We start from the raw sequence: 12,563 nt of genomic DNA on the forward strand, positions 1-12,563 counted from the left end.
TCGTGGGCTTTCGGGGAAGGCTGGAGGGGCACCACCTGGCGCAGCCTCCCTGGCGCCCGGCGAGCAGAAATTATGGCCAGCCCACCGCCCCAACCGGCCTCTTGCGAGACACCGCACGGTTGCATTTTCATGAAGAAAGCCACATTTCGTAGCACTGCTTTACCGGCGGCAGGCCTCGCGCAGCCCTGCACGGCCCCTTCCTACAGACGTGGCGCGGGGGCGGTGCTACAAATTGGTAACCCAAGATTGCATTGATCACACGCCCCGCGCGTGTTCCCTGGAGCCCACCACCCATGCCCGCCGCACCCCGCCTCAAGATTGGCCTGTCCGCCTGCTTTCAACACGCCGACCCCGCCCGCCCGTTGTTCACAGGCAAGACGCTGCAGTACGTCGAGCAGTCCATCGCCCACTGGCTCATGTCGGCCGGTGCCATGGTGGTGATGGTGCCCTGCCCCACGGGCGAGACGGCACGCGGTGACGTGACGCTGGACCACTACGCCGAGTGGCTCGACGGCATCGTGATGCACGGTGGCGCCGACGTGTGGCCGGGCAACTATGGCGAGGAGCCCCTGCGCGAAGAGTGGGTGGGCGACCGCGTGCGCGACCTGTACGACCTGGCCGTGGTGAAAGCCTTTGCCCAGGTGGGCAAGCCCATCTTTGGCGTGTGCCGGGGCCTGCAGCTCATCAACGTGGCCTTTGGCGGCGCGCTGTACCAGGACATCGAGACCCAGCACCCCGGTGCGCAGCAGCACCGCAACGCCAGCACCTACGACCAGCATTTCCACGACATCCAGATCCTTCCCGACTCGCACCTGGCCACGCTGTACCCCAACACGCCACGCGCTCGGGTCAACAGCATTCACCACCAGGGCATCAAGCGAGTGGCGCCCGAGTTTGTGGTCGAGGCCCTGAGCGAGCCCGACGGCGTGCCCGAGGCGATTCGCCTCAAGCCCGCGCCGGGGCGCGGCTACATCGCCGCCACGCAATGGCACCCGGAGTTCCACAAGCAGGGTTCAGACACGCTGGACGACACGGCCATCCTGAATGACTTTCTGGCGGCGTGCGAACAGGCCAAGGCCCACCCACGGCCGGTGCTGCGCCCCGCGCCTTCGTTGCGGGAACGGGCGGCGCGGCGGCTGCGAAAGGCGCTGTCACGGCAGCGCGACTGACCCCGCGGGTCAGGCTCCTTCCACAGGCAACACAGCGGCCAAGACCTCTTGCAGCTGCGCCCGCAGCCAGCGGTGTGCCGCGTCTTGCTGGTAGCGCACATGCCAGATCAGGTACATGGGCAGACTGGGGCAGGCCACGGGCACCGGCACACCCGCCAGCGCGGCCAACGCGGTGCGCCCCATCAGCGACGGCGCTGTAGTGAGCAGCGAGGTGCCCCGCACAAACGCGGGCAGCGCGGCAAAGCCGGGCACGCGCACCACCAGGCGGCGGCGCACACCACGTGCTTCCAGCTGCCGGTCCAGTTCCAGCCCCCGGTGCGCCTCGTAAGCCACCGTGGCGTGGTCCGCCGCCAGGTACTCCGCCTCTGAGGCCGGAGCGCTGCGCACGGCCGGGTCATAGAACACGCGGTATTGGTCTTCAAACAGACGCTTTTGCACGATGTCGGTGCCCTCGGGCGGGCGGGGGCTGATGACCAATTGGCACGCGTCAGACCGCAGCAGCTCGGCACTGGGCGCGCCGCTGGGCACGATGCGCAGCGTGACGCACGGTGCGGCAGTGCGCAGGCGCGCGGCCAGCGCGGGCAAAAGCAGGTCGCGCTGAAAGTCGTTGGCGGCGATGGTCAGCTCGGTCTGCCAGGCGCTCGGGTCAAACTCGGCCCCTTGGGCAAACAGCTGCATCTGGTGCAGCATGTCACGCGCGGGCTGGGCCAGGGCCTCGGCCCGGGCGGTGGGCACGATGCCACGCCCGCGCTTCACAAAAAGCGGGTCGCCGGTAATGGCGCGCAGCTTGTCGAGCAGGTGGCTCACGGCCGACTGGGTGACGCCCAGGCGATCAGCCGCCGCCGTGATGCTGCCCGTCTCCAGCACGGCCAGCAGCAGCTTCAGCAGGTGTCCGTCCAGCGCTGATCCATCGAAATTGCTCATGCATTCGATGATGTTTTGAGGCTTCATCTTTGGCAATGCCGTCGCGACACTGCGGGCTGACTTACATCAAGCCCCGGAGACTTCCATGCCTTCCCCACTGCCCCCGATCCCCGGCACCACGCCGTTCGATGGCGACCAGGCCCGCAAGGGCTATGCGCTGAACAAGATGTGCTTTTCGTTCAACGATGAGGCCAATCGCAAGGCCTTTGTGGCCGACGAAGAGGCGTACATGAAGCAATACGGCCTGAACGAGCAGCAGGCCGCCGCCATCCGCGCCAAGAACGTGCTGCAACTGATTGCCGCAGGTGGCAACGCCTACTACCTGGCCAAGTTTGCTGGCATCTTCAAGCTGGACATGCAGGACATCGGCGCACAGCAGACGGGCATGACCAAGGACGAATTCAAAGCCATGCTGGTCGCAGCGGGCAAATAAGGAGACATCACATGGCACAACTCATCGGCGGCCTTGGCACCTCGCACATTCCGGCCATTGGCAACGCCATCCACAAGGGCCTGCAAAACGATCCGTACTGGAAGCCCTTCTTCGACGGTTTTCCACCCATCCGACAGTGGCTGGGCGAGAAGAAGCCGGACGTGGTGGTGATGTTCTACAACGACCACGGCCTGAATTTCTTCCTCGACAAGATGCCCACCTTTGCCGTGGGCGCGGCGGCGCAATACAACAACGCCGACGAGGGCTGGGGCATCCCCACGCTGCCGCCCTTCCCGGGCGAGGTGGACCTGTCGTGGCACCTCATCAACACGCTGGTCGACCAGGAATTTGACGTGACCACCTGCCAGGAGATGCTGGTGGACCACGCCTGCACACTGCCGCTCAAGCTCTTCTGGCCCGAGGGCGATTGCCCGGTGTCGGTGGTGCCGGTGTGCATCAACACCGTGCAGTTTCCGCTGCCCTCGGCCAAGCGCTGCTACGCGCTGGGCAAGGCCGTGGGCCAGGCCATCCAGAGCTGGGACAGCGACAAGAAAGTGGCGGTGATTGCCTCGGGCGGCCTTTCGCACCAGCTCGACGGCGAGCGCGCGGGCTTCATCAACAAGGCGTTTGACCTGCAGTTCATCGAGAGCCTGACCACCAACCCCGAATGGGCCACGCAGTTCAGCGTGCACGAGCTGGTGGAAAAGACCGGCACCCAGGGCGTGGAATTGCTGATGTGGGTGGCCATGCGGGGCGCATTGGCCACTGCGAGTGCGGGAGTGCGCCGGGTGCACAGCAACTACCACATCCCGATCTCGAACACGGCGACCGCAGTCATGGCACTGGAAACGGTCTGACCTCGTCGATTTCGGCCATTTTTGGCTGCTAGCGCTCATCCATAAAGCACAAGCAGCTATCAATTCAGGAATACCCATCTCTCCAGAATTCTCCCCAGGCTGGCGTCAGGCATACGAAATACTGTAAATTCATCCAGTGAATTTACAGTCCAAACTCGCCATCCTGGCCGATGCCGCCAAGTACGACGCCTCGTGCGCATCCAGCGGTGCTGCGCCGCGCAACTCCGTGGACGGGCGTGGCATGGGGTCCACCGAGGGCATGGGCATCTGCCACAGCTATGCGCCGGACGGGCGGTGCATCTCGCTGCTCAAGATTCTGCTCACCAACTTCTGCCAGTACGACTGCCTGTACTGCGTGAACCGCGTCACCAGCAACGTGCCCCGCGCACGCTTCACGGTCGATGAGGTGGTGCAGCTCACGCTGGACTTTTACCGCCGCAATTGCATCGAGGGGCTGTTCCTGTCCAGCGGCATCATCCAGAGCCCCGACTACACCATGGAGCAGGTGGTGGAGGTCGCCCGCGTGCTGCGCGAAGAGCACGACTTTCGCGGCTACATCCATCTGAAGACCATCCCCGATGCAGCGCCGGAGCTGATGGAGCGGGCTGGCCGTTATGCCGACCGCCTGTCCATCAACATCGAGCTGCCCACGGCCGAAGGCCTCACGGCCCTGGCGCCAGAAAAGGACAGCGCCGCGATTGACCGCTCCATGGCCCGCATGGCGGTGCACATTGGAGAATCCCGCGCCGCGCGCAAGGAGCAGGCTGCACTGCCCATCGTGTCCATGCCGCAGTCGCGCACCACACGCCGCGCCAGCGTACCGCACTTTGCGCCCGGCGGGCAGAGCACGCAGATGATCGTGGGGGCGGATGCGACCAACGACCGCACCATCCTCGCCACCAGCGCGCGGCTGTACGGCGTGCACCGGCTGCGGCGCGTGTACTACTCGGCCTTCAGCCCCATCCCCGACGCGGCCCGCGCCCTGCCACTGGCCGCGCCACCCACGGTGCGCGAGCACCGGCTGTACCAGGCCGACTGGCTGATGCGCTTTTACGGCTTCACCCACGACGAGATCGTGCCGCCCAGCCAAGGCAACCCAGGCAGCCAGGCCGGCATGCTGGCGCTGGACATGGACCCCAAGCTGGCCTGGGCGCTGGCGCACCGCGAGCGTTTTCCGGTCAACCTCAACACCGCCCCGCGCGAACTGCTGCTGCGCGTGCCCGGCTTTGGCGTGCAGACGGTGGACCGCCTGCTGGCCGCGCGCCGCGTGCGCCGCCTGCGGCATGCGGACCTGGCGCGGCTGCATGTGCCGCTGAAGAAAGTGCTGCCCTTTGTGGAGGCGGCCGACTACCGCCCCGGCCGTGCGCTGGACGCTGCCGACCTCGCCGCGCAGTTGACGCCGCCGCCGGTGCAGCGCAGCCTGTTCTGAGCTGGAGAGGCCCGCATGCAGCGCCACACCATCACGCTGGACCACGCCACCGACTGGCCCGGTTTTCGCCAAGCGGCACGCGCCCTGGTGCAAGCCAACGTGCCTCCGCAGGCTGTGGACTGGCGCTGCCAGGCGGATGCCGCTGAAGACCTGTTCGCGCCCGAGCTTGCTGCCAGCCACACCTTGCCCAGCCCAGCCCCCGATGCGCCACCGCTGCGCGTACCGCCCGATTTTGTGCACCTGTGCGAGCAGCTCATCCTGCACCGCGACCCCGCCCGCTTTGCGCTGATGTACCGCCTGCTGTGGCGCATGGCGCAGGGCGGCCATGAAGCCGACAGCGCGCGGCACGACCCGCTGGACGCCGACCGCATGTTGGCCCACCACATGGTCCGCAGCGTGCGGCGGGACATCCACAAGATGCACGCCTTTGTGCGCTTCCGGCCCGTGGTGGAACCCGACGGCCAGACCCTGCACATGGCCTGGTTCGAGCCCGACCACTACATTACCATGGCCAACGCGGGCTTCTTCATCCGCCGCTTCACGCAGATGCGCTGGGCCATCCTCACCCCCGACGCCAGCGTGCGCTGGGACGGCCAGCAGCTGCACACCGGCCCCGGCGCGCAGCGCAGCGACGCGCCGCCGCCCGATGCGGGCGAGGCGCTGTGGCTCACCTACTACCGCCACATCTTCAACCCCGCGCGGCTCAAGCTGGCCATGATGAAAAAGGAGATGCCCACGCGCTACTGGCACAACCTGCCCGAGGCCGCGCTCATCACCGAGCTGGCGCAGACAGCGCACGAGCGCAGCGCCCAGATGGTGGAGGCCGAGGCCACCGTGCCGCGCAGGCGCATCGCGGGGACAACAACACCCCGTGCGCGGCCCGCTGGTGGTGCCCCACTCAGTCCAGCGCCGCCTCGCGCATCACCCGGAACTGAGGGGCTGACACCGGCGACGTCCAACGCCATGGCAGCACCTGCGGCCGCCACAGGGCGCGCAGCACCGTGAGCCGCAGCACACGCTGTGCGCCGGGCCAGGCAGCACGCGCTGCACGGTCCCACAGCACCTCGGCCTGTGCGGCAATGTGCAGTAAGCCGCCCTCTTCATAGTCCACCACCAGCAGGCCTGCCAGCGGGTGCAGCGCAAGATTGCCCAGGGTGTTGAAGAACTGGTTGCCAGGGTAGTCCGGCAGGCTCAGCACCACGCCGGCCTCCGTGTGCGCCACCTGTACAAAGCCCGGCTCACCGCCCCGGTGCGATATATCCACGCCTTCGCTGTGCCCGGCACCAGGGCGTGGCGCCGAGGCACTGGCAATGAACAGGGTGTCGGCACGCTGCACGCGCGCGATGGCGTCGGCGTCCAGTCCGGCCCCCAGCCACTGCACCGGGCCCGGAGCGACCAGCGCAGCGCGCAGGCCTGGCTGCCGCGCCTGGATGTATTTGGGGCAGTTGCCAAAGCTCTGCACCACCTGCACGCCCAGGCCGGTATCGCCAAACGCTGCCACCCGCCCGTTCATGCGGTTGCGCCGCCGCGTGTGCGGCTCCAGCCCCAGCACGCCCACGGCCGCACCTGGCGCCAGGTGTGCGAGCACCGGGTCCTTGGAATCCGGCGCGGTCGCGATCTGCATGCGCTGCGCATCGGGGGTGTGCACAAACCCGGGCGGTCCGGCAAGCATCGTGGCCCACGGCTGGCCTTGTTCATCCACCGTCCCCAGCAGCAAGGTGGGCAGCTTTTCAAACAGCTCGCGGTGCTGGTCGGGCATGTGGTCGCGCAACACCATGGCACCCACGGCCGCCATGCGCTCGCGCACGCCCACGCGCGCCTGTAAGGCCTGCTCACCGGGGTGGAATGCCTCGGGCGGCACCGGCACCCCAACCGATGCAGCGGGCACGGTGGCTGTCATGCCGCCACCTGCTCGGCAGCGGGCAGCTGGTCGGCCAGCACCGGATAGCCCGGCAAGGCCTGCATGCGCGCCACCCAGGCCGCAATGCGCGGGTAGGCATCCAGCGGCAGCCCCGCCAGGTGGGCCTGCGAGGTGTAGCTGACCATGGCCACATCGGCCAGGCTAGGCGCTGAACCCCCGAGCAACCAGGCCCGCCCTTGCAGTTCGCCCTCCATGAAGGCGAGCAGGCGCTTGCCGGTGGCCTGCGCCACCTCGTTCACGGCACGGCCCGTCAACGTCGCAAAGCGCGGCCCCCCGATGCCCGGCGCCAGAAAGCCCGCCGCCAGGCTGAACCAGCGCTGCAACTGAGCCTGCCCCACGGCGTCTTGTGGCAGCCAGGCACTGCCGGGGGCGTAGCGCTGCACCAGATAAACCAGGATGCCATTGCTGTCACTCAGCACCTGGCCCGCGTCCACCAGCACGGGCACCTGGCCCAGCGGGTTGAGCGCCAGAAACTCCGCGCGCTGGTGTTCGCCGCGCAGCAGATTCACATCAATCAGTTCATAGGGCAAGCCGAGCAGGGACAGCATCAGCTCCACGCGATGGCAATGGCCCGAGATGGGCATGCGGTACAGCTGGAGCGGGGTGGAGGGGAACATGGTGAAGCCTCGTCGGTGGGTGAGTGAAAAGATAGCTCGACGATATCTATTGCAATCTGCGATGTGAATAACCAATCACCGCTTTTCATAATTGCCACATTCGCAATAATGGGGTGCATGGACTATCTCGACACCTTGCGCTGTTTTGTGACCGTGGCGGACGCCGGCGGCTTTGCCGTGGCGGGCCGGCGGCTGGGCTGCTCCGCCACGGCCGTCACGCGCGCCATTGCGGCGCTGGAGGCGCGGCTGGGTGTGCTGCTGTTCCAGCGCAGTACACGTTTGGTGCGGCTGACCGAGGCGGGCGAGCGCTTTTTGCAAGACTGCCGCCCCATCCTGAACGACCTGCACGAGGCCGAGCAGGCAGCCAGCGGTGCACAGGCCGAGGCCCAGGGGCTGCTGTCCATCACCGCACCGCAGATGTTCGGCATCCAGCATGTGGCGCCCATCGTGCAGGGCTTTTTGCAGGCCCAGCCGCGTGTGCAGGTGCGCACGCTGTTCGTCAACCGGCTGGTGCATTTGCTTGATGAAGGCATGGACGTGGCCATCCGCATCGCCCACCTGCCCGACTCCGGCCTCACTGCGGTGCAGGTGGGCGCACTGCGCCGCCTAGTGGTGGCGTCACCCGCCTACCTGGCGCAACACGGCGAGCCCCGGCACCCCGACGAGCTTGCCGCGCACCGCGCCATCGGCTTCTCATTCGATGCGCGGGCCGTGGCGCCCTGGAAGTTCAAGGACGGCGCCACGGGCCAGCCGCAGTTTGCGTGGATCAGCAACAGCAACGAGGTGGACATCGCCGCTGCCGAAGCAGGCCTGGGCCTCACGCGCTGCCTGGCCTACCAGGCCGCCGCCAGCCTGCGCGCGGGGCGGCTGCGCATCGTGCTGGCCGAGCACGAACTACCGCCCGTGCCCGTGCACATCGTCTACCCCGCCGGGCGGCGCGCACCGGCCAAGGTGCGCGCGTTTGTGGAGTTTGCGCGCGAGCGGCTGGCGGCAGAGCCGGTGCTGCGCGGGCGTGGGCTGGTGCGCGGCGGTGCGCAGTGACAGGCCATACTTCGATTATTTTTGGCCTCTAGCGCTTATCTATCAAGCGCCGGCAGCTATCAATTTTGAAGTTTTTGCGAGGCGACGTTGTTCAACTGGGATGGGACCGCCGCCCGCTCTTTCACCATGACACGGAACACGCCGCCCGGAGCGGCGGCCGCATCTGGAATACTTGCGCCCTGTGGACACGAGATGTGCGAACGCGCCCGTCACTCACCCATTCAGCGGCCATCCGCTGGAACCCAGCGAACGCAATGACCCGCCGCCCGCCATCCAAGAACGAAAGAAACGAGACAGCACCATGAGCATCTTCGACCGGCTTCTGGGCAGTGTGCGCAAACCGACGGGGAAGCCCGAAGCCCCCGCCGTCCCACCAGCGGCACCCGTGGAACGCCGCCAGCGCAAACGCGTCAACGCCCGTAAGGGCACCACGGTGCTGATCATTGACGACTCGCCGACTGTTGTGGCCGTGCTGCGCAAGGCACTTCGATCTGCAGGCTATGACACCCGCGAGGCGCTCGACGCCGAGCAGGGCCTCGCCCTGATCGCAGAGGAAGCGCCCGAACTGATCTTCCTCGACATCATCCTGCCGGGCATGAACGGGTTCAACGCGCTGCGCGCGATCCGCAAATTGCCCGCTTCGCAGCACATCCCCGTGATCATGATCAGCGGCAACGAACATGCCACCGAGCAGTTCTACGCCAACCGCATCGGCGCAGACGACTTCATGAAGAAGCCGTTCTCGCGCCACGAGATCTTTGCCCGCATCGAGGCGCTGCTCGACGAGCAGTTCGTCCCCCGGCGCAAGGTGGACGCCGCGCCAACGTCCTCGCCCACTGCGGCCGCTCCAGCCACGCCCACCGCGCCCTGAGATGCAGGCCGATCACGCCGCCTTCTCAACCGCGATCACATGAACAACCCTCCAGGGTCTCAAGCTGCAGGTGGTGCACAGACGCGCAGCGCCGCCGCCGTGGCCTGCAGGATCTCGTCCGAAAAGTCCGGATCGTCCACCGCGCGCGCCAGCACCATGGCGCCGACCATGCTCGCGTAGTCGGCCAGCGCGCGCTGGCGTTTGGCCGCCTTGGTGCGGCCGGGCATCAGCGTAGCCAGGGCGTCCACCTGTTTTTGCACCCCATCGGTCACGGCCTGCCGCACGGCGGGGCCCTGGCGCGCGGCGTCGCTGCCCAGCGCGGCCAGCAGGCAGCCGTGGCCGGGCGCGTCGCGATGTCGGGCTGACAGGTAGGCAGATTCCACCGCTCCCAGCGGGTCTTTCCCGTTGTGTGCAGCGTCGCGCGCCAGCGCAGCCCAAGCGGTGTGCAGCTTGCCCAGCGCGCGTTCGGTGGCCTGCGCCATGAGGTCGTCCTTGGATGCAAAGTGGCCATAGAAGCCACCGTGCGTCAGCCCCGCGCTCTTCATGAGGTCGGCCACGCCAATGCCATCGAAACCTTTCTCACGGAACAGCTGCGCGGCCGTCTCCAGGATGCGCTCGCGGTTTTCTGCCATCTGTTCCTTGCTGACTTTCATCGCATTCCCCTTGTTTGCTGCGCTGCCTGAAATCACCTGCTTGACATTTTAAATGATGATCGTCATATAATTCAAACATGATGATCGTCATGTAAAACATCTTTCGCCTTTTTCTGTTTTCTTCAGGAGCCTTCATGTCCACTGCTGCATCCCATTCATCCCGCACCTCTATGCCCTCCCTGGGCACGGCTGTTGTCACCGGCGCATCGTCCGGCATAGGGACGGTGTATGCCGACCGCCTGGCCCGGCGCGGCTATGACCTGGTGCTGGTGGCCCGCGACGCTGCACGCCTGACGGCACTGGCCGACCGCCTGGCCCGCGAGACCGGCGTGCGCACCGAGGTGCTGCAGGCCGACCTGACCAACCCCGCCGACCGGGCCCGCGTGGAGCAGCGCCTGCAGTCGGACGCCAGCATCACCTTGCTGCTCAACAACGCAGGCATGGCCGTGAGCGGCACGTTCCTCGAGTCCGACATCGATGCGGTGGAACGCATGATTGCGCTCAATGTGGTGGCGCCCACGCGGCTTGCAGCGGCCGTGGCCAAGGGGTTTGCAGCACGCAAGGCGGGCACGCTGATCAACATCGCATCGGTGCTGGCGCTGGTGCCCGAGATGTTCAGCGGCACCTATAGCGGCACCAAGGCCTATGTGCTCAACCTCTCCAAGTCACTGCAGGCCGAACTGGGCCGCCATGGCGTGCGCGTGCAGGCTGTGCTGCCGGGCGCTACACGCACGGAGATCTGGGATCGCGCGGGCACGCCCATCGCCCACCTGCCGCAAGAGATGCTGATGGATGTGGACACCATGGTGGACGCAGCGCTGGCAGGCCTGGACCAAGGTGAAGAGGTGACCATCCCGTCGCTAGAAGCCGTGCATGAATGGACCGCACTGGAAGACGCCCGCCGCGCGCTGGGCCCCTTCCTGTCGCTGCGCGACCCGGCACGCCGCTACCTGGCCGCCGCTGTCGCCTAACCCGCAACCCACCCCACCAAACGTCACCCCCGAAAGGCATCGCCATGAAAGCCCTGATCACCGCCTATGCCCGCTCGCCCTTTCACTTTGCGCGCAAGGGCGCGCTGGCCGACATGCGCCCTGACACTCTGGCCGCACAGGTGGTCACCGGCCTGCTGCAGCGCACCGGCATTGACCCCGCCACACTCGAAGACGTGATTGCCGGCTGCGCCTACCCCGAGGCGGCGCAGGGCAACAACATCGCGCGCATCGTGTCGCTGCTCGCGGGCCTGCCGCAGGAGCTGGGCGGCATGACGGTCAACCGCTTCTGCGGCTCGTCCATGTCAGCCATCCACATCGCCGCCGCGCAGATCGAGGCGGGCCTGGGCGAGGCATACCTGTGCATCGGCGTCGAGTCGATGACCATGGTGCCGCAGGGCGGCTTCAACTTCTCGCCCCACCCCGCGCTGTACGAACACAGCGACGCCTACATCAGCATGGGCGAGACGGCCGAGAACGTGGCGCAACGCTACGCGGTGACGCGCGCCGACCAGGAGGCGCTGGCCGTGGCATCGCACCGCAAGGCGGCCGCCGCGCGCGATGCAGGCCGCCTGCAGGCCGAGATCGTGCCGATCACGCTGGCATCCGGCGACATGGTGGCGCAGGACGGATGCATCCGTCCCGGCACCACGCCCGAAGCCCTGGCCGCGTTGCGCCCCGCGTTCAGGGACGATGGCGTGGTCACCGCAGGCACCTCATCGCCATTGACCGACGGCGCCGTGGCCGTGCTGGTCACCACCGAAGCGTATGCCACCCGCCATGGCTTGGCGCCCCTGGCCCGCATCCTGGCCATGGCGGCCGCTGGCGTGGACCCCGCCTACATGGGCATGGGCCCGGTGCCCGCCACGCGCAAGGCACTTGCGCGCGCAGGCATTGCGGCGCAGGACCTGGATGTGGTGGAAATCAACGAAGCGTTTGGATCACAGGCCCTGGCCTGCATCCGCGAACTGGGCCTGCGCGAGGACGCGATCAACCTGGACGGTGGCGGCCTGGCCATCGGCCATCCGCTGGGCGCCACAGGTGCGCGCATCACCGGCAAGGCGGCGGCGCTGCTGCAGCGGGAGAAGGGCCGCTATGCGCTGGCAACGCAGTGCATAGGCGGCGGGCAGGGGATTGCGACGGTGCTGGGGGCCGTGTAGCAATCTGTCGTGATCAGTGCTGGTGTCCGTGCGCCCCGTGCACATGCCGGTGTGCAACTTCTTCAGCACTGGCAGCGCGCACTTCGGTGACCTTGCAGCTGAACTTCAGCGCCTGCCCGGCCAGCGGGTGGTTGCCGTCCAGGTGCACTTCGGGGCCCTTGATCTTGACGACGTTGAACAGGGCGGGCTGGCCGTCAGTGCCCATGCCCTGCAGCTGGCCGCCCACCTTCACGCCCGGGGGGAACTCGGTCTTGGGGATGGTGCGCACCAGGCTTTCGTCGCGGGCGCCGAAGGCGTCTTCCACGGCCAGGTCCAGCGCGGTGGTGAAGCCGACGGCCTGGCCTTCGAGGGCGGCTTCGACCTTGGGGAAGATGTTTTCATAGCCGCCGTGCAGGTATGACAGGCTGCCCGCGTCCAGCGGCTTGCCCTGCGGTGTAGTGACCTTGTACGTGATGGTGACGGCGGTGTCTTTGGTGATGGTGGTGGCCATGGTGGTATC

14 protein-coding genes are annotated in these 12,563 nt (G+C 67.1%); 9 read left to right on the forward strand and 5 right to left on the reverse strand.

What is annotated here, in order from left to right:
- The first annotated feature begins 293 nt into the window (after positions 1 to 293).
- Entirely contained in the window at positions 294 to 1,169 is an 876-nt protein-coding gene (locus tag KW832_RS16370) for a gamma-glutamyl-gamma-aminobutyrate hydrolase family protein (protein ID WP_218300916.1), read from the forward strand.
- A gap of 9 nt (positions 1,170 to 1,178) precedes the next feature.
- On the opposite strand, the gene KW832_RS16375 is transcribed toward KW832_RS16370, so the two are convergent.
- Entirely contained in the window at positions 1,179 to 2,120 is a 942-nt protein-coding gene (locus KW832_RS16375) for a LysR family transcriptional regulator (RefSeq protein ID WP_218300915.1), read from the reverse strand.
- 58 nt (positions 2,121 to 2,178) lie between these two features.
- Between KW832_RS16375 and KW832_RS16380 the strand changes: the two genes are divergently transcribed.
- The 4 genes from KW832_RS16380 to KW832_RS16395 all read left to right on the forward strand — a co-directional run bounded on the left by KW832_RS16380 (position 2,179) and on the right by KW832_RS16395 (position 5,817).
- Positions 2,179 to 2,526 carry a protocatechuate 4,5-dioxygenase subunit alpha gene (locus KW832_RS16380; RefSeq protein ID WP_218300914.1) on the forward strand — a complete coding sequence of 116 codons (348 nt, stop codon included), beginning with the start codon at positions 2,179 to 2,181 and terminating at the stop codon, positions 2,524 to 2,526.
- Positions 2,527 to 2,537: 11 nt separating this feature from the next.
- The gene (locus KW832_RS16385) at positions 2,538 to 3,383 is read left to right on the forward strand and encodes a class III extradiol dioxygenase family protein (protein WP_218300913.1); all 846 of its coding nucleotides are present in this window, start codon (positions 2,538 to 2,540) and stop codon (positions 3,381 to 3,383) included.
- Positions 3,384 to 3,519: 136 nt separating this feature from the next.
- Positions 3,520 to 4,812, forward strand: coding sequence for a putative DNA modification/repair radical SAM protein (locus KW832_RS16390; RefSeq protein WP_218300912.1), 1,293 nt, complete (start codon positions 3,520 to 3,522; stop codon positions 4,810 to 4,812).
- A gap of 15 nt (positions 4,813 to 4,827) precedes the next feature.
- Positions 4,828 to 5,817, forward strand: coding sequence for a TIGR03915 family putative DNA repair protein (locus tag KW832_RS16395; RefSeq protein WP_255577793.1), 990 nt, complete (start codon positions 4,828 to 4,830; stop codon positions 5,815 to 5,817).
- On the opposite strand, the gene KW832_RS16400 is transcribed toward KW832_RS16395, so the two are convergent.
- The gene (locus KW832_RS16400; RefSeq protein ID WP_218300911.1) at positions 5,711 to 6,712 is read right to left on the reverse strand and encodes a pyridoxamine 5'-phosphate oxidase family protein; all 1,002 of its coding nucleotides are present in this window, start codon (positions 6,710 to 6,712) and stop codon (positions 5,711 to 5,713) included. The two genes, KW832_RS16395 and KW832_RS16400, sit on opposite strands and share 107 nt — an antisense overlap.
- Positions 6,709 to 7,350, reverse strand: a complete 642-nt coding sequence (locus KW832_RS16405; RefSeq protein WP_218300910.1) for a glutathione S-transferase family protein — start codon at positions 7,348 to 7,350, stop codon at positions 6,709 to 6,711. Before KW832_RS16405 ends, KW832_RS16400 begins: the two co-directional genes overlap by 4 nt.
- Positions 7,351 to 7,467: 117 nt before the next feature.
- Here KW832_RS16405 and KW832_RS16410 point away from each other — a divergent pair, with 117 nt between their 5' ends.
- The gene (locus KW832_RS16410) at positions 7,468 to 8,391 is read left to right on the forward strand and encodes a LysR family transcriptional regulator (RefSeq protein ID WP_176887452.1); all 924 of its coding nucleotides are present in this window, start codon (positions 7,468 to 7,470) and stop codon (positions 8,389 to 8,391) included.
- Between the two features lie 301 nt (positions 8,392 to 8,692).
- The gene (locus tag KW832_RS16415; RefSeq protein WP_218300909.1) at positions 8,693 to 9,262 is read left to right on the forward strand and encodes a PleD family two-component system response regulator; all 570 of its coding nucleotides are present in this window, start codon (positions 8,693 to 8,695) and stop codon (positions 9,260 to 9,262) included.
- 59 nt (positions 9,263 to 9,321) lie between these two features.
- Here KW832_RS16415 and KW832_RS16420 read toward each other — a convergent pair whose 3' ends face one another.
- A complete protein-coding gene (locus KW832_RS16420; RefSeq protein WP_218300908.1) occupies positions 9,322 to 9,915 on the reverse strand; it encodes a TetR/AcrR family transcriptional regulator in 594 nt (197 codons plus the stop codon).
- 134 nt (positions 9,916 to 10,049) lie between these two features.
- Between KW832_RS16420 and KW832_RS16425 the strand changes: the two genes are divergently transcribed.
- Positions 10,050 to 10,886 carry an SDR family oxidoreductase gene (locus tag KW832_RS16425; RefSeq protein ID WP_218300907.1) on the forward strand — a complete coding sequence of 279 codons (837 nt, stop codon included), beginning with the start codon at positions 10,050 to 10,052 and terminating at the stop codon, positions 10,884 to 10,886.
- Between the two features lie 44 nt (positions 10,887 to 10,930).
- Positions 10,931 to 12,064: a thiolase family protein gene (locus tag KW832_RS16430; RefSeq protein ID WP_218300906.1), complete on the forward strand. Its 1,134-nt coding sequence runs from the start codon at positions 10,931 to 10,933 to the stop codon at positions 12,062 to 12,064.
- Between the two features lie 13 nt (positions 12,065 to 12,077).
- Here the strand turns inward: KW832_RS16430 and KW832_RS16435 are convergent, their stop codons facing one another.
- Complete coding sequence (locus tag KW832_RS16435) at positions 12,078 to 12,554, reverse strand: peptidylprolyl isomerase (RefSeq protein WP_218300905.1); 477 nt, start codon at positions 12,552 to 12,554, stop codon at positions 12,078 to 12,080.
- Positions 12,555 to 12,563 lie beyond the last annotated feature (9 nt).

The sequence above is a fragment of the Acidovorax sp. sif0632 genome (assembly GCF_019218805.1).
GTDB lineage: Bacteria > Pseudomonadota > Gammaproteobacteria > Burkholderiales > Burkholderiaceae_C > Acidovorax > Acidovorax facilis.